This window comes from Paenibacillus sp. CR_12, from assembly GCF_041953985.1.
Taxonomy (GTDB): Bacteria; Bacillota; Bacilli; order Paenibacillales; family Paenibacillaceae; genus Paenibacillus_AQ; species Paenibacillus_AQ lautus_A.
In genome coordinates this window covers 1,737,326-1,759,658 of sequence record NZ_JAVFHO010000002.1, presented here as the reverse complement: position 1 = coordinate 1,759,658, position 22,333 = coordinate 1,737,326, and the positions used below count along the sequence as shown (strand labels likewise).

The following is a 22,333-nucleotide window of genomic DNA, read 5'->3' as shown; positions in this document are numbered from 1 at the left end:
TTTGCATACAATGGAATGGTAAATGATATGTACGTTAAGATACTTCGGATCCACGGGAGGAATTTCATATGTCCAGTCAATCGTTAAGCGCTTTCTTACAGGATAATCTAACGGAACTCAAGCAGCAAGGGCTCTATAATACCATCCAGCCTCTTGAAAGTCCGAACGGTCCGCTCATTGCCATTCAGGGTCGTGAATTCGTGAATTTATCTTCCAACAACTATCTCGGACTGGCAAATGATGAGCGACTGAAAGAAGCGGCCATCCGGGCTACGACCGATTTCGGAACCGGAAGCGGCGCCGTTCGCTCCATTAACGGAACGCTTTCACTTCATGTAGAGCTTGAGGAGAAGCTTGCGCAGTTCAAGGGAACCGAAGCGGTGCTGACGTATCAGTCCGGTTTCAATTGCAATATGGCGGCGATCTCGGCGGTGATGGCTGCCGGGGATGCCATTTTGTCGGATGAGCTGAACCATGCGTCCATTATTGACGGCTGCCGGTTGACCAAGGCGAAGGTTATTCGGTTTAACCATTCGGACATGGACGATTTGCGTTCGAAAGCAAAAGAAGCGAGAGAATCCGGTGTATACGGCAAGATCATGGTGATTACCGATGGCGTGTTCTCGATGGATGGCGACATTGCAAAACTCCCCGAAATCGTGGAGATCGCCGAGACCTATGATCTGATCACTTACGTGGATGACGCGCATGGATCGGGCGTGCTTGGCGGCGGTGCAGGCACCGTGAAGCATTTCGGGTTGTCGGATCGGGTGGATATCCAGATCGGAACCCTGTCCAAGGCGGTTGGCGTTGTCGGCGGTTATGTTGCCGGATCGCGCGACCTGGTGGATTGGCTCAAGGTTCGCAGCCGTCCGTTCTTGTTCTCGACTGCGCTGCCTCCAGGTACCGTAGCCGCTTGCATTACCGCTATCGACATCCTGCAGAACAGCAAAGACCTGCAAACGAAGCTGTGGGAGAACACCCGTTATCTGCAGGAAGGCCTTAAGCGCCTTGGTTATTCCGTCGGCCGCACGGAAACTCCGATTACGCCTTGCATCATCGGAGATGAAGCAACGACCCAGACATTCAGTACGAGATTGTACGAAGAAGGCGTGTATGCCAAATCGATCGTATTCCCGACGGTACCAAAAGGTACGGGAAGAGTTCGGAATATGCCAACCGCCATGCATACGAAGGAGATGCTGGATCGCGCACTTTCCGCATATGAAACCATCGGACGCGAGCTGGGTCTGATCTAATAAGGGGGCACGAGTTTATGAAACGAATTATGGTAACCGGTGCACTCGGTCAGATCGGCTCAGACCTGGTGGCGAAATTGCGCCAGATTTACGGCGAAGAATCCGTTCTTGCAACGGACATTCGCCAAATCCATCATGAAACGGTCCTATCGGGACCGTTCAAAACACTGGACGTAACCGATCACCATGCATTTCACGAAGCGGCTAAAGAGTTTCGGGCAGATACGATCATTCATCTAGCGGCTCTGTTGTCGGCCAAGGCAGAATCCAATCCGGCACTGGCCTGGAACCTGAACATGGGCGGTCTGTTAAGTGCGCTGGAGACGTCGCGTGCCTTGTCCTGCCAGTTCTTTACGCCGAGCTCCATCGCGGCATTCGGGGCGGACACCCCCAAAAACGCAACGCCGCAAGACACGCTGCAGCGTCCGCTAACCATGTATGGAGTCAGCAAGGTCTCCGGGGAGCTGTTGTGCGACTACTATTACCATAAATACGGAGTGGATACCCGCGGATTACGCTTTCCGGGACTGATCTCCCATTCCGCGCCTCCAGGCGGGGGAACGACGGATTATGCGGTTGAGATGTATGTGGCCGCGATCCGCAGCGGAAGCTATACTTCTTTTATTGATAAAGGGACCTACCTTGATATGATGTACATGCCGGATGCGATCTCCGCCATCATTGCATTGATGGAGGCGGATCCGGCTAAGCTGAAGCATCGCAATGCTTTCAATGTTACGGCAATGAGCGTCGATCCTGAAGGAATTGCGGCCAGCATTCGCCGGCATATTCCGGATTTCAGCCTCGACTATGACGTGGATCCGGTCCGTCAAGCGATTGCAAGCGAATGGCCGGACTCGATTGACGCAACTGCGGCACGCGAAGAATGGGGATTTGATGTACAATATGATTTGAACCATATGACCGATGATATGGTGTCAAAGCTTATGGAGAAGCGGCGGACTGATCAGAGCAAGATCAGTTAACGGCTTAGTTTCAGAAGGAGGATATGGTTACACTTGGAACCCATTCATAAAAAGGTAGGGAGAAATCTGCAAGCCATCCGTAAATCACGAGGCCTCAGCCTCGATAACGTAGCCGAGTTGACCGGTGTCAGCAAAGCCATGCTGGGACAGATCGAGCGTGGGGATTCCAACCCGACGATCTCGGTATTGTGGCGCATCGTCAGCGGCCTCGGCATTTCATTCACCACACTCATCGAGGAGGCGGAAACCGAAGTGACCGTGGTCTCTCCGGATGACGTGGAGCCTTTTCACGAGGCGGAAGGCGCGTACCGGGTGCACCCTTTGTTCTCCTACAACCTGCGTACCAAATTCGAGTCTTATATGGTCATCATGGATCCGGGTTGCGATCATGGGTCCGAAGCTCATAATGACGGCGTGGAGGAGTATATTTTTGTGCATCAGGGAGAGCTTGAGCTTTGGCGCGAAGATGAAAGCTATACCGTGCCTGCCGGAAGTTCCGTCCATTTCTCGGCTAACCGGCCTCATCGGTACGTCAACCCTGGTAACGAAACGACGAAATTTTACACGATTATTTTCTACGCGGATGCCGCAGCCAGGGGATGAAAACCTTCGTGTTGGCGGGCCAGTGATCGTGGTACTCTAGCGACCGTTTACGAGTTAAACGTGCTGTGAGTTGAGTTGTATGGCGGTGTGACGGGGATGCTTATACAGGTGTATCCGGCATTGCGATGGAGCGATACCTTCAGGGTGCTTGCCAGCGTGGAGCGTCCAAAGACCGTCAATGCGGTTTGGGCGTGTGGCGTGGTCAAAGCCTGACAAAGCCGCTGGTCTTGTAGTGCGGTGAAAGCCTGGCAAAGCCGCTTGGCCGTGTGGCGGCTAAGCCTGGCCTTGCGGAACAATGGTAATTGCCGTCCTGCCATGCCTCGGCAATCTGCCCAGTGTACACGCGGTGTTTAGCGGACACAGGAGACCTTATTTCGTAGAAAATAGAGGTTTGAGCGAAATTATCGGACAGGGAATCCGTTATTCTCTGAAAAGAGCGGTATTATGGCTGCTTTCGGAGTAAATAACGGATCTGGTGTCCGTTAGAACGTTTAATGGACCTCATATCTGGAAAATAACGGATCTGCTGTCCGTTACCGTACGGGGGCCTCTTATCTGGAAAATAACGGATCTGCTGTCCGTTAGTTACGGCGTGGGCGTTCGGCGGGTGTTCTTCTTGTCCCCCGTCGCCGCAGCTTCAATCTAGGCAGAATCACCAAAGCCGAGTGTGGACCGACAAACGCTAGTTTCCTTTGCCGCCTATGCTCCTTTAAGTAGTTAGTTATCGATTTGTCTGACAGTGCATCACCGTTTTTTGCATACCCATTATGAACAGAGGCGAGATCAGGAATGTAACCTGAAACTTGCCTTTTTGTTTTACCCTCCTGAAAAGCAAACAAACCGGCAGTATGGGTCATCCTCGTTCCTGTTCCCAGCTATTCTCTCTGTACCTTATTTCGCACATTTCTCAAAGTACCGTTACCAGTTACCGCATTTTCGCATTTTCCCCCACGTCTCTATTCATAAAAAAGAGGGGCATTTCTGCGCTTTCCCTTCCAAGTCATTCCCCCGTGTATCCAATCTCAATAAACACACTATGATCGACAGCCAACCAAGCAAGCCCGGACTACGCACCGTGGGCGCGATGCGCTTTACTTTGACAAAATAAATTAACTTGTGTTAATTTATTTACAAGAGTTAATCAAAGGCGGTGTATTCCCTTGCAACATCCGGATATCCCATTAAGGGAGTTAAAAAAAGCCAAGAACAAAATCGCGCTGTACGAAGCGGGATTATCTTTGATGAAGGATCGGATGTTCAGCCAGGTCATGCTGGAGGACATCTGCAGGAGCGCCGAAATATCCAAGGTCACTTTTTTCAAGTTCTATCAACGCAAAGAGGATTTGCTGATTTATTTTATGCGGGTTTGGCTGACCGAGCGGATGATCGAGATCGACCAGGAAGGGAAAAAAGGGTTTCAGGCATTCCGCCATCTGCTGTCCGAGGTCGCTAAGGAGCATCAAGTAAGGCCGGGCATGATGCCGAGTTTGATCTCTTTTCTCGCGGAGCAGAACATGCAGCCCTGCATGCCGGAGCTGAGCCGGGCGGAAGTATCGCTGCTCTTTCCCGGTCACGAGGAAGCGGGAAGCGAATCGCCCAACATGCATGCTCTATTCGAGCGGTTCATGAAGGAGGAAGCTCAAGCCGGCAGGCTGAATAAAGCCTTAACCTTGGAGCAAGCCGTACAGATTTGTTTCACCGTTTTTTACGGGGCGTTTCTGACGGCCCAGTTGTACAATTCCACGGAAATCGGCTGCTTTTACGAAACGCACCTAGGTCTGCTCGAAATCAAGGAAGGGGAGTGAGCAAGCGTGAGCAAAGTAATTCCAGGTCGATATACCGCCCACATGGACGGTTCTTTCGTTGTATTCGTCATCGGGTTTCGAATTAACAAATGGTGGGCGGTACATAAGTGGCTGCCGGTCATGAGCGCCATGTCCCCGATGCTGCAGGAGCTATACCGGAACAAGGAGGAGCTCGGCTTCATGGACGGTACCTATCATTTTTCGGGGCGCGGGCTTACCCTCATCCAATATTGGAGAAGCTTCGAACACCTCGAGCACTATGCCCGCCACGGAGCCAACCACCTGACGGCATGGCGGGATTTCAACCGCAAGGTCGGAACGGGAGGGGACGTGGGGATTTTTCACGAAACCTATCTGGTCCAGGAAGGCCAGTATGAATGCCTGTACAACAACATGCCGCGCTTCGGTTTGGCCAAAGCCGGAGCCCATGTATCCGCGACAGGCCGCAGGGAAACGGCAAGCCGTCGGCTTGGCCGCGAGGGTGAACCCGCTGTGCCGACTCCTCCCAATCCCTAGACCCTTATAGATTTTCGGCGACGGTTCCTCTGCGTTTCCCTCAGCTAATGATAAGTATGATTACCATAGGATCAAGACCAAGTCAATGCTATGGAAGTAATGATGCTTTAGACGCGTTTTTCTTCCGAGGTTCAAAAAAGTGTTGGTAAACCCCGTCCGTTCTTCTATGATGAAATTACTTTCAATCGATGACGAGATAAGGAATTAATCGCTCAGGGGGATGCCTATGGGAAGGAAAGCGTGGTTTTACCGTCAGCTTTTATCGTATATGCCGGTCTTCTTTATCGTGATTTCCTTTGTGTTTTTTGTCTTTTTCCAAATGCTCGGGGAACAGTCGCGGCAGGGCGCGATCCAGGCTAATGAGACGATGATTCAGCAGGCGATGCGTTCGGTCGACAATTCGCTGAAGGCCATCGATCAGATGCTGGTGCAGGAATTGCTGTTCAACCCTGATATGTCGGGATTTTTCAATCAAGAGGATCAGGACAACGTCTATTTGAACATGCAGGCCGTGAAGGCCATGAAGCAGTTCAAGGTTTCCAACCCGCTTGTGGATTCCATGGTCCTCGTTCGAACCCAGGATGAATTCGTCCTAAGCTCTTCGTCCACTTTCCGTTTGCAGGATTATGCGGATTATGACTTTCTCCAGCCTTATCTGAGCCAGGTCAATAGCGAAGCAAAATGGAGTGCCCTGCGGAGTTTCCGGGAATTCAGCTTTAACAGCACGCAGCAGGTGGTCACCCTGGTACGGGATGCCCCCTTCGTTACCCATGGCAAAGGCGTGATTGCCGTCAATATCAAGGTGGACGCCATACATAACATGATTCAGGGCATGGTTAATCCCGAAGTTAGTTTCATTCATGTGATGGACACGGGGGGCCGTTCCTTGATCGCCGGCACCTCGGGCGCCGAGCACGGGGAACTTGTGTCCCAAGCGGTATCCCCTTACACCGGATGGGTTTACGAAGGGGGGCTTACCCAAGGCAGGGTGGTGGGTATCGTCAGCCAATTGTACAATGTCTGGTTTATCGTCGGCCTTCTGATGTGCATGGCCGGCGTGGTCTGGATCGTATTCGTCACGCGCCGGAACTATAAGCCGATCGAAGCCATCGTGTCCCGGATTTCGAAATATTCGCAGACCAAAACGAGCGTTCTGCTCCATGGCGGCAAACAGGATGAGTTTGCTTTTATCGAATCGGCGCTGGAGAGCCTGCTGGAACAGGCGAGCAGCTTTCAGCAGCAGCACCGTGAAGATTTGCTCCTGCGCAAAGCGTACCTGTTTCAGCAGCTGATGGAGGGACAGTATCCTTCTCATCTGGAGCAGTGGAACGAGCAGCGTGAAGCCATGGGGCTGCCGGACCTGTCCCAACCACAGATCGTCAATGTCATTGAAATCGATAAATACCCGCTGTTTTGCGAACAGTATCCCCAGCAGGACCAGTATCTGATCAAGTTTGCCTTAAAAAGCGTCGTTCAAGAAATTGCGGCCGGGCGGGAAACGATGCTTTGGACGGAATGGATTTCAGCCTCGAAGCTGGGAGTTCTCGCGGCAGCGGAAGATCAGGATCCGAATCGGCATGTGGCCACGCTGCTGGAGCAAGCCCGCCAGTGGGTGGAGGAGCACCTGAAGCTGACCATAACCGTTGGCATCGGGGAGAAAGCGGAGCGGTATACGGATATCCCGGAATCCTATGAGCAGGCACGCGCCGCATTGAAATACAAAATGATCCTCGGCGACAACCGAATCATTCATTACGCCGAAGTATCCGGTGAGGACCGGGGGAATGCATTCGATTTTCTGAACCTGATCCGCTCGATGGCGCAGTCCTTCCGGCTCGTCAACAAGGATTGGCAGGAGAAATACAGCACCCTTATCCATAACATCGAGCAGAACATACTGGACCGGGACGGCGTGGTGAACCTGGCGGATTACATGATGTACTCGCTGGGACGCGAAATTTCCTGCATGGCGAAGGAATTTCAGGAATTATGGCTTACGGAGGGGCAGCCTGCCTTACGGAACGCGCTTCAGTCGTCCGATACGCTGGAGGAGCTGGAACAGGAACTCGGGGAGGCTTTATCCGCTCTGTACGACAGCATCCTCGCTCTCATGGAGGGCCGAAATCATGCGGACACGATTCAGAAGGTACGCTTGTTTATGGAGCAGAACTCGAGCAACCCGGACCTGTCCCTCAATTATTTAAGCGAACGCTTCGGCATGAACTGGAAAACGCTGAGCAAGCTGTTCCGGGAGGAGACCGGCCAGAAATTCGTGGATTATTTGATCGAGCTACGGATGACCCATGCCCGGAGACTGCTGGAAGAAACCCTGCTGCCCGTACAGGATATCGCCACCGAAGTCGGGTATTCCAACGCCATCTCGTTTGGCCGGATGTTTAAAAAGCTGATGGGAATGTCGCCGGGGGATTATCGTGAGCAAGCTGCTATCAAGCAGCAGAAATTCGGGAATTAACGAGTCCTTCGGAGTCCCTTCCATGCATACTCGAACCCAGTATAGAGCCCTGCGGACGGTGCTGTCCGGCGGGCTTTTTTGCCGTCAACGGAGAGAGGTTTAGCGGCGGAAAAAGGTTTATCGCTCTTACGGCCTGCCGGCTCTGAAATTTTCCCCTGCTCGCGGAAATACGTTGATTCGGAGAATCTTGTTTATTGATCGGATGGAACCGTCCGCTCTAAACTTGGGACCAACACAAAGCGAAGGAGGGTGACCCCATTGGCTCGTATGAGCAGCGCAATCCCAGTACCTGCAGATGCACAGGCACCAACGAATCTACCATCGAACAAGCCCATGAACCGAACGAGGAAGAAGCTGATGAAGCACTGGCAATTCTACCTGCTCGTGTTCTTCCCGTTAGTCTACATCATCCTCTTCAAATACGTTCCGATGTTCGGCGTATTGATTGCATTCAAGGAATACAACGTCGTACAGGGGATCTTCGGCAGTCCCTGGGTAGGGTTCGATTATTTCCGGCAATTGTTCGACGCGCCGTTCTTCTGGCAGTATGTCCGCAACACGCTCGAGATTTCCCTGTACGGCCTGCTGGTCGGATTCCCTGCACCCATTCTGTTGGCGCTGGCCCTGAATGAGATCAGGAACGGCCGATTCAAGAAAACCGTCCAGATGGTGACCTACGCGCCGTACTTTATTTCAACGGTTGTCATCGTCTCGATTCTGATCGTGAACCTCTCGCCCAACACGGGGCTGATGAGCAACCTGTTCCGGGCGCTGGGACTGGAAACCGTTGATTTTCTCGGCGTGCCGGAGCTGTTCAAATCGATCTATGTCTGGTCCGATGTATGGCAGTTCACCGGTTACGGGGCCATCATCTATATTGCGGCCTTGGCGGGCGTCAATCCCGATTTGTACGAGGCGGCCCGAGTGGACGGGGCGACCCGGTTTCAAAAAATCATCAATATCGATATTCCCAGCTTGTTTCCGGTCATCGTCATTTTGCTCATATTGAATCTGGGCAATCTGATGAGCCTGGGCTTCGAGAAAATCTATCTCATGCAAAACCCGCTGAATCAGAACACGTCCGAGGTCATCTCCACCTACGTGTACAAGGTCGGCCTGCTCGGAGCGAACTTCAGCTTCTCCGCCGCCATCGGCCTGTTCAATTCCGTTATCAATTTCATTCTCTTGGTCATCGTCAATTACGTATCCAGAAAAGTCTCATCCACAAGTCTATGGTAGGAGGAATCGCATGAGCAGATCAACCGTACGGGAGTCCGCTGCAGACCGGATTTTCCTTGGTATCGTGTATTTGTTTCTATCCGTCGTCCTGATTGTCATCCTGTTTCCGTTGCTGCATATTGTAAGCGCATCCTTCAGCTCCCCGGGCGCGGTGTCGTCGGGCAAGGTGTGGCTGTGGCCGGTGGACGTGACCCTGATCGGCTACAAAGCGGTATTCCAGAATTCCAATATTCTGATCGGGTTTGGCAACTCGTTGTTCTATGCCGTTGTCGGCACGCTTGTCAACGTCGCATTCACGGTGATGCTTGCATATCCGTTAGCCCGAAAGACGTTTTACGTTCGCAACCTCATCATGATGCTGCTGGTGTTCACGATGTTTTTTGACGGCGGGCTCATTCCGAACTATCTGCTCGTGAAGTCGCTCGGCATGCTCGACACGCGCTGGGCCATGATCATACCGGGTGCGTTAGCCGTGTTTCAGGTCATCATCGCCAGAACCTTTTTTCAAACCACGATCCCGGAGGAGCTCGCCGAAGCGGCCGAAATGGACGGCAGCAGCGACATTACCTTTTTTCTGAAAATCGTCCTTCCGTTATCCAAGCCGATCCTGGCCGTGCTCGCGCTGATGTACGCCGTCGGCCATTGGAACTCCTATTTCAACGCCCTGATTTATTTAAAGGACAGCAGCCTGTTTCCGCTGCAAATCTTCCTGAGGGATATTCTGATCCTGAATTCCGTCAGCGCCGAGATGGTGACCAACGTGAATGAGCTGCTGGTCCGCGAAGGGCTGAAGGATCTGCTGAAGTATTCGCTGATCGTGGTGGCAAGCGCCCCGGTACTGGTCATTTACCCGTTCGTGCAGAAGTATTTTGTCAAAGGCGTGATGATCGGGTCCTTGAAAGGGTGATTCCTGCTTATTGTGAAGGAGGTGAGGCCGGCAGTATAGAATGGGTAATTCCGATGATCGGACACATAGGGGGTATATGCAAAATTAGGTTTCGTTTATGAAGTACGGGCAGACATTCCATATTAGGGAGGAATTGATTTGAATAGGTTCACTGGATTAGGTTTAAGTCTGATTCTCGCGGCAGTGCTGGTTTTATCCGCTTGCGGCAAATCGAGCGAAACAGGAACTGGAAATCCGGCAAGCCCTCCGGAGTCGGGGGCACCCGTTGAACTATCGGTATTCGCTCCTCAGTCCGCCGGCATCGAGAGCCTCGATGTCAATCCATTCTCCAAGCATATCGAAGAGAAGCTGGGGATTACATTCAAATGGAATACGACGCCCGACGCGGTATTCAACGACAAGAAACTGCTGATGCTGGCCAGCGGGGATTATCCGGCGCTTATTATGAATGCCGGCATATCCAAGGCGGATCAGATCAAGTACGGAATGCAGGGGGCCTTTATCCCTTTGAATGATTTAATCGACCAGCATGCACCGAACATCAAGAAGGCATTGGAGGAAGTTTCCTATTTGAAATCCGCCATGACGGCCCCGGACGGCAATATATACGCGCTTCCGAAGGTGAACGAGTGCCTGCACTGCACGTATGGCCAGCGGATGTGGATCAATACGACCTGGCTCGAGAAGTTAGGGCTTGAAATGCCAACGACCACCGACGAGTTCTATGAAGTGCTGAAAGCCTTTAAGGAGCAGGACCCGAACGGCAACGGAAAGGCTGACGAAATTCCGATGACCACTTCGCTCGATGTATGGGGAGGAGGAGTTGACGCCTTTTTGATGAATGCTTTTATATACAACAATGGCACGACTTATCTAAGCGTGAAGGATGACAAGGTGATTTTGTCGGCGGCTGAGCCCGAATGGAGGGAAGGGCTGAAATATCTGCGTAAGCTTTACAGCGAAGGACTGATCGATAAAGGAGCCTTTACGCAAAACGGCGATGCCGTCAAGCAGCTTGGCAACAAAGCGGAGAATGTGGTCGGCACCGTCGGTTATGCGCTGATCAGCAGCGTGCTGGAGCCGACCGACGCCAAGCCCCGCCATAAGGAATACGATGTCGTTCCCCCGCTGAAAGGACCGAATGGCGTACAGCTAGCAGGTTATAGCGTCGGAGCAGGGGACGGATCGTTTGTCATTACGAACAAAGCGACGGAGGAGCAGCGGATCGCAGCGATCAAGCTGGCGGATTACTTGTTCTCCGAAGAAGGCACCGTGATGACTTCCTGGGGGTTCGAGGGAGACGGATGGCGAAAGGCAGAGTCCGGTGCGCTTGATTACAACGGCGAGCCGGCCGCATACGAAGCGTTGAAGCGGGATGTGCCCGAGGGATCCCTTGACGTAACCTGGTGGCAGCTCGGCACGATGCTGATGGTGAATTCCCTCCGCGAATCCTTTGTTGCTCCTGAAGATCCGCTCGGCAACGGAGCCTACGAGTATCGTTTATGGCTGGCTGCCAAGAAATATGAGCCTTTTGCCAAACCGGAGTTAGTGTACCCGACCGATGTGTTCATCGATCCGAAAGACGCAACCTTTATCGCGCAGATTCAGAAGACGATTCAGGATTACGTGAAATCGAACCTGGCCCAGTTCGTAACCGGCAGCAAAGACATCGAGAAGGATTGGGATGCCTATGTCAGCGGATTTAAGGGGCTTCAGCTGGATAAGTATCTGGAGATTCATCAGAAAGCATTAGACAATCAAGGATGAGGTATGGGAGGTTTATCGCTTGCACAATTTCATTGAATACGCTGCCAACATCGAGCCCTCGGAACGTCAATTAGCCGTACAGGAGATGGAGTTTTACGCCTTCTTTCATTTTACCATCAATACGTTCACGGATATGGAATGGGGCACGGGAAAGGAAGACCCGGCGCTGTTCAATCCGGCGCAGCTGGATGCGGATCAATGGGTCAGCGCTTGTGTCAGCGCCGGGATGCGCGGCCTGATCCTGACCTGCAAGCATCATGACGGCTTCTGTTTATGGCCGAGTCAGTATACGGAGCATTCCGTGAAGAGCAGCCCTTGGCGAAACGGACATGGGGATGCGGTGAAGGAGGTTGCCGATGCCTGTAGGAGAAAGGGGATCAAATTCGGCATCTACTTGTCCCCATGGGACCGGCATGAACCGTCGTATGGGGATTCGACGCGGTACAATCAATTTTTCCTGAATCAGCTAAGAGAGCTCCTGACCGGCTACGGCGAGATTTTCAGCGTCTGGTTTGACGGAGCCTGCGGCGAAGGGCCGAACGGCAAGCGCCAGGAATACGATTGGGATGCGTATTACGCCCTGATTCGGGAACTGCAGCCGAATGCCGCCATCTCGGTTTGCGGGCCGGATATTCGCTGGTGCGGGAATGAAGCGGGGCATTGCAGGGAGTCGGAGTGGAGCGTCGTTCCGGCGTCGCTGCGCCAAAATGAAGCGATCCAGGAAAAGTCGCAGCAAACGGATGACCGGGAGTTCGCGCGCCGCTATGAATCCAGCGAAGAGGATCTCGGCAGCCGGAGCGTCATTCAAGGCGAGAAGGAGCTGGTATGGTATCCGGCCGAAGTGAATACCTCGATCCGTCCCGGCTGGTTCTACCATGCGTCCGAAGACGATAAGGTTCGATCGCTGGAAGAATTGCTGCATATTTATTACGGCTCGGTTGGCGGCAATGCCACCTTTCTGCTCAATATTCCGCCGGATACCCGCGGACTCGTTCATGAGAACGATCTGCGGCGTCTGCAGGAACTCGGGGACGCCATCCGAACAACGTTTGATACCGATTTGGCAGCCGGCGCGGATATTACGGCTTCCGAAACGAAAGCCGGATCGGATGCTCGAAATATGGTCGATGGTAACAAGGATACGTATTGGAGCCCCGAGGAGGGTACGGAATACGCCGTGATTGAGCTGGACCTCGGGCGGGCGATCGATTTCGATCATATCGTATTGGCCGAATACCGGTACGGGCAGCGGATCGAGCGCTTCGAGCTTGAATATATGGAAAACGGGAACTGGCACACGATCCAATCCGGGACGGTAATCGGGCGCAAACGCATCTGCCGCTTTCCCGCCGTACGCAGTCAATATATCCGCCTTACCATTTTGGAATCGAGATGGTGTCCGCGCCTGTCCGGCATGGAAGTTTACCGGAGCTCGAGGGATTGATGGGAGGACTGCAGATCTGCAGCCTCCCCTAAGGATTGGCAGTAATAAGGCGGCCATCGCAAAAGAGCGGTGGCTCCTTTTTTTCGAAAACGCAAAATTTACCTTCCGTTCCATCCAGATTAGTGTAAGATGTACGTGAAAGTACCTCATTCCATTGTAGAGAGGATGCAATCTGCATGAGTCATTCCATAACGTTTGAAACCCGGCTGTTAAGCTCTCTGTCCAAAGTATTCGCCGATGAAGAACTGTCCCCAGCCTCGTACGACGCAGGGGCAGCGTTTAGCAATGAGACATTCTCGTTTCAAGTTGCCTACCGTTCCAATCGCTTGTTGAAAAACATCCGGGTTATTCTGCAATCCGAGTTAAGCGAACGGGTTACCGTCCGCTCCGTAGGCCTGGTTCCGTCGGAGCTGCCTACGTATCATGACCATGACGAGTTTATCTTAAGAGCTACGCCCGGGCTATATCCGGACCCGCTGCTGCCTCTGGCATCAGATCCTGTTATAACCGGATGCCCGGGCCAGTGGAGAAGCCTCTGGATCACGGTACAGCCTGAGGAAGCGATCCAGGGAGGTACATATGAAATCCGGATCCGTTTTGAAGCGGAATCGGGAGATACGCTTGGGGAAGAGGTATTTACGCTGGAAGTGATTCCGGCAGCCTTACCTGCGCAGAAGCTCATTCATACGGAATGGTTCCATGCCGATTGCCTGGCAAACTACTATGAGGTGGGGATTTTTAGCGAGCGGCACTGGACGTTGATCGATCAATTTATGCAGACCGCGGCACAGCATGGGATCAATATGATCCTGACTCCGGTGTTTACGCCTCCGCTGGATACGGAAGTGGGCGGAGAGCGGCCGACGGTACAGCTGGTCGATGTCGATGTGAGCGAAGATGGAAAATATGCGTTTGGGTTTGACAAACTCGACCGCTGGGCTGACCTGTGCGATTCCAATGGCATTCAGTATCTGGAATTCTCGCACCTCTTCACGCAGTGGGGAGCCCGGCATGCGCCGAAGATTATGGCTAACGTGAACGGACAGCCGGAGAAGCTGTTCGGTTGGGAGACGGATGCGACTGGAGAAGCGTATCATGCCTTCATCAGACAATTCATTCATGCTTTGACCGGTTGGATCGAAAGCCGGGGACTTGAGCAGCGCTGTTATTTCCATGTATCCGATGAGCCGTCCGAGTCCCATCTGGAGGCTTACGGGCATGCAAGCCGGTTGATGAACGAGCTGCTGCCGGATTACCCGATCATCGACGCGCTCTCCGATATTTCGTTCTATGAGCAGGGGCTGGTGAAGCGTCCGATTCCGGGCAGCAACCACATCGAGCCTTTCCTGGATCAGCAGGTAACCCCGCTGTGGACCTATTATTGCTGTTCCCAATACAAGGAAGTGTCCAACCGATTCTTCAATCTGCCTTCGGCGAGAAACCGGATCATCGGGATTCAGCTGTATAAGTTTAACATTGAGGGATTTCTCCATTGGGGATATAACTTTTGGAATTCGCAATACTCGAAACGCGCCATTGATCCGTTCAAGGTGACGGATGCGGATTGCGGTTTTCCTTCCGGAGATGCTTTTGTGGTATATCCCGGTGAAGAAGGGCCGATCGAATCCATTCGGCTGAAGGTATTCCAGGAAGCTCTTCAGGATTTGAGAGCGCTTCAACTGCTGGAAACCCAGATCGGCAGGGAGGCAGTTCTGCAGGCGCTGGAAGAAGGGCTTGAAGAGCCGATCACTTTCAAGACGTACCCAAGGGATCCGGAATGGCTGCTGTCGAAGCGGCAGTGGATCAATGATAAGATCAGGGAAAGCTTGGCTGTGAAGTAAGCGGGCCGGGAGTACGGCTTATTTAGACGAATCAGGGCCGTATAGGCCGAACGAATACGGCGTAATACTGCCCCATCTTCCTTTGAGAAGGTGGGGCAGTTTTTGATTTTCCGATCTGTTTTTTCGCCAGATGGGTACCAAGAATGTTTCATTCTTGCTTGTGCATGATCCCGTATGGTTCCATGATATAGAGAACGTGCATGTCATCAAGGTATACCGGCGCAAAGGGCAGTCCAATCCTAGGGATGAGATGGCCGGGATTCTGCCAACGATATCGGCAAACCACGCCCGTGGCGAAAGAGGCCTGCTGTGGTTCTAGTGGTGCCGCCGAAATTATGCCATCATAAGAGCAAGGGGGAAATGAACGATGTATTTGGATTTCAAGTTGGCGAATGACCGCCCGGCGTATATTCAAGTCAAGGATTACATGAAGCGCTTGATGACAACCGGGGCGCTGCAAGCCGATCAGAAGCTTCCCTCCACGCGTGAGCTAAGCGCGCTGTTTCGAGTGGGCCGCAATACAGTGCTGAGCGCATACTCCGATTTGGAGGATGAAGGCTATATCTACGCGGTTAAAGGGCAAGGACACTTTGTTTCCCCTTCGATCAGCGGGGCATCCGCACAGCCGGAAGGCAAGCGGCTGGACTGGGCTCCTCGCCTGAACGAGTATGCCAGGCTTGCGGAAGCGAACGATCTGATGAAGCACGGGATCCGTGCTGACAAGGGCTCCATATCGTTTACAAGCATCGCTCCCGACGAGAAGCTGTTCGACCTGCCCAATGTCAAGCGTGCATTCCTGGACCGGATGTCGCTTGAAGGCGATATCCTACTAAATTACGGTTACGCCAAAGGCTATAAACCGCTTATTGATTACCTTCTCCGTTACATGGAGAACAAAGGGGTGAATGTTCAGGGCAAAGATATGCTGATCACCAGCGGTTTTACGGAAGGCTTAAGTCTGGTGCTATCCGCCTTGAACCAAGGGCATGGCCGCATTCTCTGCGAGAATCCCACCCATCATACCGCCATTAAAAATTTTAAAATGCACGGGTACGCCATTACCGGCGTCGAGATGGAGCAAGACGGCATCAGCCTGACAGGGCTCGCACGCGAGCTGTCGGAGCGGTCGTACGACATGGCGTACCTTGTGCCTTCCTATCATAATCCTACCGGAATCGTGATGTCCCACCAGAAGCGGCTGGAAGCGCTGCGGCTGCTGAACGAGCATGAGATTCCCGTGATCGAAGACGGCTTCAACGAGGAGCTGCGTTATTCGGGCTCCCACATCGCGCCTCTCGTTGCATGTGCAGGGGGGGAGAACAACAGCGTGATTTACCTGGGCAGCTTCTCCAAGATTCTGTTTCCCGGCCTGCGAGTCGGATGGGTGCTGGCCGACAAGACCCTGATTCATTATCTGGAAAGCGTGAAGCGGGCCCGCAGCATTCATACGTCGACTCTGGATCAGTCCTTGCTCTTTCAATATCTGTACAATGGCAACTTCGAGAAGTATTTAAAGAGAGCGAAGGCCGAGTACAAGCGAAAATATGAGCTTGCGATCCGCTGCTGCGAGGAGTGGATTCCGATGGAACGGCTGTCCGGCGATGGCGGGCTTCACCTGTTCGTTGAATTCGGTCCGGACTTCCGGACGCGGGAGCTGCTGGAGGCTTGTTCCGCCCAGGGCGTGGTGTTTACGCCGGGCGATATTTTCTATACCGATGGCGGCGGCCAGCACACCATGCGTCTTGGATTCTCCCGCGTCTCCGACGAGAACATCGAGAAGGGGATTCGCATTATCGGCGAGGCGGCGAGGAAGCTGGTGTGATCGGGGTGCAACAGAGATCGGAGGAATAATCCGCATGCGGAGTGTCGATTAACATACAAAGAATACTTCTCCGAGAAATCATGGGCTGCAACGGAGAAGGCGGAATTATTTTGGAGAAGCGAAGCGTTCTCCTTTGCCGTCAGATTTCAACAACGAAAATTCAAAATCAGTGGAAATCTGAGGGCAACAGAGATCGGAGGAATAATCATCCGCATGCGGAGTGTCGATTAACATACAAAGAATACTTCTCCGAGAAATCATGGGCTGCAACGGAGAAGGCGGAATTATTTTGGAGAAGCGGAACGTTCTCCTTTGCCGTCGGATTTCAACAACGAATATTCAGATCAGTGGAAATCTGAGGGCAACAGAGATCGGAAAAATAATCATCCACATGCGGAGTGTTGTACAGGCAATCAGCTTGAAGAATTTATTTAGGAGGTCTACATCATGAAGGTTGGCGTCATCATGGGAGGCGTATCATCCGAGAGGGAAGTTTCGCTCATGACCGGCAAAGAGATGATCGCTCATTTGGATAAAAGCCGCTACGAGGTTTATCCGATCGAGATTCACGATAAACGGGAGCTGATCAGCAAAACCGAAGGCATCGATATTGCGCTGCTCGCCCTGCACGGCACGTTCGGAGAAGACGGAACGGTCCAGGGCACCCTTGATACGCTGGGGATTCCGTATACCGGCAGCGGCGTTCTGGCCAGCAGTCTCTGCATGGATAAAGATTTGAGCAAGAAGCTGCTGCGTTACGAAGGATTGCATACGGCTGACTGGATCATGGTCAGCTGCATGGAAGAGTTGGCGGCCGCCGACGTGGAGGGGCTCGGTTTTCCCGTTGTGGTGAAGCCGAATGCGGGCGGATCCAGCATCGGTACCCGGATCGTGCGCGACTCGGCTGACCTTGCATCCGCCGTCGAAGAGGCGCTGCGGTGGGACCGCTTCGTCATGATCGAGCAATGGATCGAGGGAGAAGAAATCACCTGCCCGGTCCTGAACGGCGACATGCTTCCGATTGTGTCGATCAAGCCGAACTCGGAGTTTTTCGATTATGCATCCAAATACGAAGAAGGCGAAGCGGATGAGCAGGTGATCGAGCTTCCCGCAGAATTTCAGGAGCAGGTGCGCACAGCCGCGCTTCGATGCTATAAGGCGATGAAGTGCAGTGTATATGCCCGGATCGATATCATCCTGAAGGGAAAGATTCCTTATATTTTGGAGGTCAACACGCTTCCGGGTTTAACGAAGACCAGTCTGCTGCCAAGAAGCGCGGAAGCGGCGGGATATTCGTTCAGCGGACTTTTGGATGCCTTGATTGAAACCTCATTATCGGAACGAAAAAGCGAAGGCAAGGAGTAGAAGGATATGAAGACAACGAGCAGCTTTCTAACATCGAGGGTGCAAGTCATGCCGCCATCCGGCATCCGGCAATTTTTTAATGCTGCGGAAGCGGATGACGAGGTCATTTCGCTCGGCGTGGGCGAACCGGATTTCGTGACGCCCCAGTGTGCGATCGATGCATGCAAACAGGCGCTGGAGCACGGGCGCACGATGTACACGCCGAATGAAGGGCTGATGGAGCTGAGGGAAGGAATTGCAGACTATCTGCATGCCGGCTTCCAGCTGCAATACGAGCCGTCGAGGGAGGTCCTGGTCACGGTCGGCGGCAGCGAAGCGATTGATCTTGCGCTGCGGGCGCTCATCTCGCCGGGCGATGAAATTATCATTCCCGTACCGGGATATGTCGCCTATGCTCCTCTTGTGCAATTGAACGGCGGCACCGTCGTCGAGCTGGAGCTATCCGCCGAGCATGGCTTCAAGTTGACGGCGGATGCCCTGCAGCAGGCGATCACGCCCCGGACGAAAGCGATCGTTGTTAACTTTCCGAGCAATCCGACAGGAGCCGTCATGACCCATGAGGATTGGCTTCCGATCGCGCGCCTTGCGGTCGAGCACAATTTGGTGGTGATTTCAGACGAGATGTATGCCGAGCTTACTTATAGCGGCACGCATACGAGCGTCGCTTCCCTGCCGGGGATGCGGGAGCGGACCGTCATCATCGGCGGATTCTCCAAAGCCTTCGCCATGACGGGCTGGCGGGTCGGCTACCTCTGCGGCGATGCCGGGCTGGTGGGCGCTATGGTCAAGATCCATCAGTATACCGCGCTCTGCGCGCCCATCATGGGACAGATTGCGGCCATCGAATGTTTAAAGAACGGGCTCGGGGATCGGGACGTGATGAGGCAGGCTTACGATGAGCGCCGACAAATGTTTGTGCAGGGACTGAGCGATATCGGCCTGATCTGCCGCGATCCTCAGGGAGCCTTCTATGCATTCCCCAGCATAACCGGAACCGGCCTCGGCTCGCAGCAGTTCGCGGAGCGATTGCTTCGGGAGGCCAAAGTAGCCGTTGTGCCGGGCCATGTATTCGGTGCCGGGGGCGAAGGCTTCATTCGCTGCTCGTATGCCGCTTCGTCCGCTCGACTCTGCGAAGCGCTCGAACGAATGGAACGCTGGCTTCAAACGCATGTACGTGCCGAAGGTCTTCATGCCTTACAGAATTCTTGACAGCTTCCGGTAATCGGTAGCGGTAATCCCCTCCAGCCTCCGGAAGATGCGGCTGAAATAATGAATGTCCGGGTATCCGACGCCTTCGCCAACCATCTCGATCGAGATGTCGGATTCCCGAAGCAGCCGGCGGGCTTCCCGGTGACGAACGGATTGCACGAATTCGCTCGGCGGCATCCCGGCAAGGCGCTTAAACAATTTGGCGGTATGATCCGCGCTTAACATCAAATGCTCCGCGATGACTTTGTTGCTCCAGTCTTTGGCTGGAGCTTTTTCGATTTGAGCCATCAGCTCGATCAGCTTGGCCTCGTGCGGCGACGTTTCCGTCAATGCCCGGGAGGGGTGCGTCCGAAACAGTTGAACCAGCACATCCAGCATCAGTCCCTTGCAGGCAAGCTCGTAGCCGGCGGGACGCAGGGTAAATTCCTCTACGATGCGTTCCATCATCTGTACGCATGGCAGGGGAGGCGTATAGATAATCCGGGAAGAAAGGGGAGGGAAGGCGGATGACACGGCTTCATGCGCGAACTTATCCTTATCCACCACGGCTTCGTTCACGATCATATCGGCTTCCGTCTGGATGTCCAACTCATCGAAAAAATCAAAATGGATACCCAGAAAACGCGCGTCGGGATGGGAAACCACCTCATTTTGGTGGTAAACGCCGGACGGCAGAAAGATCAGCTGGCCTGCTTCGACGACATGCCGGTTCCCGTACATCGTGGTAACGGCTTCCCCATGGCATACATAGAGCAGTTCGAAATCATATAACCTGCGCTGCGGGAGAGCTCCCGTCGCCATGCGTTGAAACTGTGCATAATGAATGCTGGGCGACCATTCGCGGAAAGGCGCTTCGCGTTTTACCGGATAATCGGGGTCCATATCGGCCATCGTAGATTCACTCCCAAATGTTATTAAGAGAATAGAACGGAATTGTCCAAATAATCGCTTTTCTTTCTAAATCATTTCTTGGAATGTTTATTTATTATATAAGTATTATTACATCCAATTGGTTTATTTACAACTTGACGGAAAAAGTCAAATGATGCGTTTCAGAAAACATTTGTAACATCATCAACCTATGAATTTTAGGAGGGATTTGCGATGAAAAAAGGGATTAATATCTGGTCGTTCCCGGGAGAGGCTTCCATCTCAGACTGTATCCGATTGGCAAAAGAAGCGGGCTTTGACGGCATCGAATTGTCGCTGAACCAAACGGGTGAGCTCGGGCTCCAGGCAGGCGATAAGGAAGTGCAGAACATAACGGCACAGCTGAAGGACGCAGACCTCGATATTGCAGGATTGGCGACAGGCTTGTATTGGGACTATCCGATGACCAGCGACGACCCGGCCATCCGTGAAAAGGCCATGGACGTTTGCAAAAAGCAGCTGGAGCTCGCGGCTGCATTCGGTGTGGATGCCATTCTTGTGATACCAGGGGCGGTAGGCGTCGATTTTGTTCCCGGTTCCGCAGTCATCGATTACGAATATGCTTACGAGCGGGCTCAAGAATCCATTCGCAAGCTGGTTCCGTACGCGGAAAGCGCCGGCGTTTCGATCGCGCTCGAGAATGTATGGAACAAATTCCTGTTGTCCCCGCTGGAATTGCGGACCTTCATTGACGAGATCGGTTCCGACTATGTCGGCTCATATTTTGATGTAGGCAACGTCGTGCACAACGGTTATCCGGAGCATTGGATTCGGATTTTGGGCGAGCGGATCAAGAAAGTCCATTTCAAGGATTACCGCAGGCAGGCAGGCGGATTGCACGGTTTTGTCGACCTGCTGGCAGGAGACGTCAATTATCCCGCAGTGGTGGAAGCTCTGCGCCTGATCGGCTACGACAACTATGTCACGGCAGAGATGATCCCGGCCTACACCCATTATTCGGAGCAGATCATATTTAACACATCCAATGCGATGGATGCGATTCTTGGACGGACGCCGTCTTTGCGTAAGCCGGACGCGCGGCAGCATCAAGGACAATCATAATCATAAGGGATACGGAGGGAATGAGAATGCTTAAGATCGGAATATTGGGTTTTGGTTTCATGGGCCGCATGCATTTCGACAATTATCTTCGTTTGGCTCAAGAAGGCGCAGACATCGAGCTGGTGGCGATTTGCGATCTCCTCATCGATGAGCTTAAAGACAGCAAAGCCAACGGGAATATGGCGACCGAGCGGGATGTCTACGACCTGGAGCCCTATCGTCTTTACGACCATGTGGACAAAATGCTCGAGCATGAAGATCTGGATATCGTGGATGTGTGCCTGCCAACGTATTTGCATGCGGATATGTCCTGCATGCTGCTGGAGCGCGGCATTCACGTCCTGTGCGAGAAACCCGTTGCGGGCAGCTCGGAAGAAGCCTGGCGCATGGTGAAAACAGCGGAACGCACGGGCAAAACGCTGATGATCGGACAATGCCTGCGTTTCTGGCCGGCTTATGAATATTTGAAAGAATGCGTGGAGGACGGCCGCTACGGCAGCATCGTTGCGGGCGAATTCTTCCGGGGATCGGAGCCTCCTAAGGGCTGGTTCCTGGAAGGGGAGAAAAGCGGAGGCTGCATCACGGACATGCATGTGCATGACGCGGACATGATCCACTGGCTGATGGGCAAACCGGAGCGGGTGTCCACATTCGCCAAAACGATCATTGAAGGAAGCTCGTACGATATCGTATCCACCCATTACACTTACCCTGACGGGAAAGTGATTAACGCCCATGCGGATTGGACGCTGCACGGCGAACATGGCTTCCATATGGGATACCGGGTAAATTTCGAGGAGTCTACCCTGGTGTTCGAGAATAATGAATTGAAGGTGTATCCTGAAGACGCACCGGGCTTTACAGCCGAACTGTCCGAAGATTCCGGCTACTACCGCGAGCTTCAGTATTTCATCGAGCATGTTGCGCAAGGAAAGCCGGTAACGGTATGTACGCCAGACAGCGCGGCAGGATCGCTGGAAATTATCGAAGCCGAGATCCGTTCAGCGAGAGCGAACGGGGCTTTGGAGACCGTGACGGGGAAACAAGCGGTATCTTAAGGTATACAAGTTTCAAGTTCCAACATACATCATGGTGCGACAATGAA

General features: G+C 53.0%; 19 protein-coding genes. 18 read left to right on the top strand and 1 reads right to left on the bottom strand.

Annotation, left to right across the window (positions count from 1 at the left end; genetic code table 11):
- The first annotated feature begins 68 nt into the window (after nucleotides 1-68).
- The 16 genes from RB297_RS11855 (at nucleotide 69) to RB297_RS11780 (ending at nucleotide 19,236) form a co-directional block, all read left to right on the top strand.
- Nucleotides 69-1,259, top strand: coding sequence for a glycine C-acetyltransferase (locus RB297_RS11855; RefSeq protein WP_375120500.1), 1,191 nt, complete (start codon nucleotides 69-71; stop codon nucleotides 1,257-1,259).
- 17 nt (nucleotides 1,260-1,276) lie between these two features.
- Nucleotides 1,277-2,245 carry an NAD-dependent epimerase/dehydratase family protein gene (locus RB297_RS11850; protein ID WP_375120499.1) on the top strand — a complete coding sequence of 323 codons (969 nt, stop codon included), beginning with the start codon at nucleotides 1,277-1,279 and terminating at the stop codon, nucleotides 2,243-2,245.
- 33 nt (nucleotides 2,246-2,278) lie between these two features.
- Nucleotides 2,279-2,848: a helix-turn-helix domain-containing protein gene (locus RB297_RS11845; RefSeq protein ID WP_090909377.1), complete on the top strand. Its 570-nt coding sequence runs from the start codon at nucleotides 2,279-2,281 to the stop codon at nucleotides 2,846-2,848.
- A 475-nt stretch (nucleotides 2,849-3,323) separates the two neighbouring features.
- Entirely contained in the window at nucleotides 3,324-3,494 is a 171-nt protein-coding gene (locus RB297_RS11840; RefSeq protein WP_375120498.1) for a hypothetical protein, read from the top strand.
- 514 nt (nucleotides 3,495-4,008) lie between these two features.
- Nucleotides 4,009-4,653, top strand: a complete 645-nt coding sequence (locus tag RB297_RS11835) for a TetR/AcrR family transcriptional regulator (protein WP_375120497.1) — start codon at nucleotides 4,009-4,011, stop codon at nucleotides 4,651-4,653.
- 6 nt (nucleotides 4,654-4,659) lie between these two features.
- The gene (locus tag RB297_RS11830; RefSeq protein WP_375120496.1) at nucleotides 4,660-5,169 is read left to right on the top strand and encodes a DUF4188 domain-containing protein; all 510 of its coding nucleotides are present in this window, start codon (nucleotides 4,660-4,662) and stop codon (nucleotides 5,167-5,169) included.
- Nucleotides 5,170-5,395: 226 nt separating this feature from the next.
- Nucleotides 5,396-7,642 (top strand): helix-turn-helix domain-containing protein, encoded by a 2,247-nt coding sequence (locus RB297_RS11825; protein ID WP_375120495.1) that lies wholly within the window; start codon nucleotides 5,396-5,398, stop codon nucleotides 7,640-7,642.
- A 267-nt stretch (nucleotides 7,643-7,909) separates the two neighbouring features.
- Nucleotides 7,910-8,881, top strand: coding sequence for an ABC transporter permease (locus tag RB297_RS11820; RefSeq protein WP_015736745.1), 972 nt, complete (start codon nucleotides 7,910-7,912; stop codon nucleotides 8,879-8,881).
- Nucleotides 8,882-8,891: 10 nt separating this feature from the next.
- Complete coding sequence (locus RB297_RS11815) at nucleotides 8,892-9,788, top strand: carbohydrate ABC transporter permease (protein WP_096776089.1); 897 nt, start codon at nucleotides 8,892-8,894, stop codon at nucleotides 9,786-9,788.
- A 138-nt stretch (nucleotides 9,789-9,926) separates the two neighbouring features.
- Nucleotides 9,927-11,555, top strand: coding sequence for an ABC transporter substrate-binding protein (locus RB297_RS11810; RefSeq protein ID WP_277746632.1), 1,629 nt, complete (start codon nucleotides 9,927-9,929; stop codon nucleotides 11,553-11,555).
- Between the two features lie 19 nt (nucleotides 11,556-11,574).
- Nucleotides 11,575-12,999, top strand: a complete 1,425-nt coding sequence (locus RB297_RS11805) for an alpha-L-fucosidase (RefSeq protein ID WP_277746631.1) — start codon at nucleotides 11,575-11,577, stop codon at nucleotides 12,997-12,999.
- 176 nt (nucleotides 13,000-13,175) lie between these two features.
- The gene (locus tag RB297_RS11800; protein WP_096776086.1) at nucleotides 13,176-14,840 is read left to right on the top strand and encodes a DUF4091 domain-containing protein; all 1,665 of its coding nucleotides are present in this window, start codon (nucleotides 13,176-13,178) and stop codon (nucleotides 14,838-14,840) included.
- Between the two features lie 154 nt (nucleotides 14,841-14,994).
- Nucleotides 14,995-15,159: a hypothetical protein gene (locus tag RB297_RS11795; protein WP_162939100.1), complete on the top strand. Its 165-nt coding sequence runs from the start codon at nucleotides 14,995-14,997 to the stop codon at nucleotides 15,157-15,159.
- A 48-nt stretch (nucleotides 15,160-15,207) separates the two neighbouring features.
- Nucleotides 15,208-16,662 carry an aminotransferase-like domain-containing protein gene (locus RB297_RS11790; protein ID WP_277746630.1) on the top strand — a complete coding sequence of 485 codons (1,455 nt, stop codon included), beginning with the start codon at nucleotides 15,208-15,210 and terminating at the stop codon, nucleotides 16,660-16,662.
- Between the two features lie 447 nt (nucleotides 16,663-17,109).
- Nucleotides 17,110-18,027 carry a D-alanine--D-alanine ligase gene (locus RB297_RS11785; RefSeq protein WP_375120494.1) on the top strand — a complete coding sequence of 306 codons (918 nt, stop codon included), beginning with the start codon at nucleotides 17,110-17,112 and terminating at the stop codon, nucleotides 18,025-18,027.
- A gap of 6 nt (nucleotides 18,028-18,033) precedes the next feature.
- On the top strand, nucleotides 18,034-19,236 hold the full coding sequence (locus RB297_RS11780) for an aminotransferase class I/II-fold pyridoxal phosphate-dependent enzyme (protein ID WP_277746628.1): 1,203 nt from the start codon (nucleotides 18,034-18,036) through the stop codon (nucleotides 19,234-19,236).
- On the opposite strand, the gene RB297_RS11775 is transcribed toward RB297_RS11780, so the two are convergent.
- Complete coding sequence (locus RB297_RS11775; RefSeq protein WP_277746627.1) at nucleotides 19,222-20,127, bottom strand: helix-turn-helix transcriptional regulator; 906 nt, start codon at nucleotides 20,125-20,127, stop codon at nucleotides 19,222-19,224. The genes RB297_RS11780 and RB297_RS11775 overlap by 15 nt on opposite strands.
- A 213-nt stretch (nucleotides 20,128-20,340) precedes the next feature.
- Here RB297_RS11775 and RB297_RS11770 point away from each other — a divergent pair, with 213 nt between their 5' ends.
- Both RB297_RS11770 and RB297_RS11765 read left to right on the top strand, forming a co-directional pair.
- Nucleotides 20,341-21,228 carry a sugar phosphate isomerase/epimerase family protein gene (locus RB297_RS11770; RefSeq protein ID WP_036660164.1) on the top strand — a complete coding sequence of 296 codons (888 nt, stop codon included), beginning with the start codon at nucleotides 20,341-20,343 and terminating at the stop codon, nucleotides 21,226-21,228.
- A gap of 26 nt (nucleotides 21,229-21,254) precedes the next feature.
- The gene (locus RB297_RS11765; RefSeq protein WP_277746626.1) at nucleotides 21,255-22,286 is read left to right on the top strand and encodes a Gfo/Idh/MocA family protein; all 1,032 of its coding nucleotides are present in this window, start codon (nucleotides 21,255-21,257) and stop codon (nucleotides 22,284-22,286) included.
- The last annotated feature ends 47 nt before the right edge of the window (nucleotides 22,287-22,333 follow it).

Excerpts from the sequence above, each read along its gene's own strand:
- RB297_RS11855 (WP_375120500.1), top strand. The coding sequence starts at position 69 with ATGTCCAGTCAATCGTTAAGCGCTTTCTTACAGGATAATCTAACGGAA.
- RB297_RS11850 (WP_375120499.1), top strand. The coding sequence starts at position 1,277 with ATGAAACGAATTATGGTAACCGGTGCACTCGGTCAGATCGGCTCAGAC.
- RB297_RS11825 (WP_375120495.1), top strand. The coding sequence starts at position 5,396 with ATGGGAAGGAAAGCGTGGTTTTACCGTCAGCTTTTATCGTATATGCCG.
- RB297_RS11820 (WP_015736745.1), top strand. The coding sequence starts at position 7,910 with ATGAGCAGCGCAATCCCAGTACCTGCAGATGCACAGGCACCAACGAAT.
- RB297_RS11815 (WP_096776089.1), top strand. The coding sequence starts at position 8,892 with ATGAGCAGATCAACCGTACGGGAGTCCGCTGCAGACCGGATTTTCCTT.
- RB297_RS11800 (WP_096776086.1), top strand. The coding sequence starts at position 13,176 with ATGAGTCATTCCATAACGTTTGAAACCCGGCTGTTAAGCTCTCTGTCC.
- RB297_RS11790 (WP_277746630.1), top strand. The coding sequence starts at position 15,208 with ATGTATTTGGATTTCAAGTTGGCGAATGACCGCCCGGCGTATATTCAA.
- RB297_RS11785 (WP_375120494.1), top strand. The coding sequence starts at position 17,110 with ATGAAGGTTGGCGTCATCATGGGAGGCGTATCATCCGAGAGGGAAGTT.
- RB297_RS11780 (WP_277746628.1), top strand. The coding sequence starts at position 18,034 with ATGAAGACAACGAGCAGCTTTCTAACATCGAGGGTGCAAGTCATGCCG.
- RB297_RS11775 (WP_277746627.1), bottom strand. The coding sequence starts at position 20,127 with ATGGCCGATATGGACCCCGATTATCCGGTAAAACGCGAAGCGCCTTTC.
- RB297_RS11770 (WP_036660164.1), top strand. The coding sequence starts at position 20,341 with ATGAAAAAAGGGATTAATATCTGGTCGTTCCCGGGAGAGGCTTCCATC.
- RB297_RS11765 (WP_277746626.1), top strand. The coding sequence starts at position 21,255 with ATGCTTAAGATCGGAATATTGGGTTTTGGTTTCATGGGCCGCATGCAT.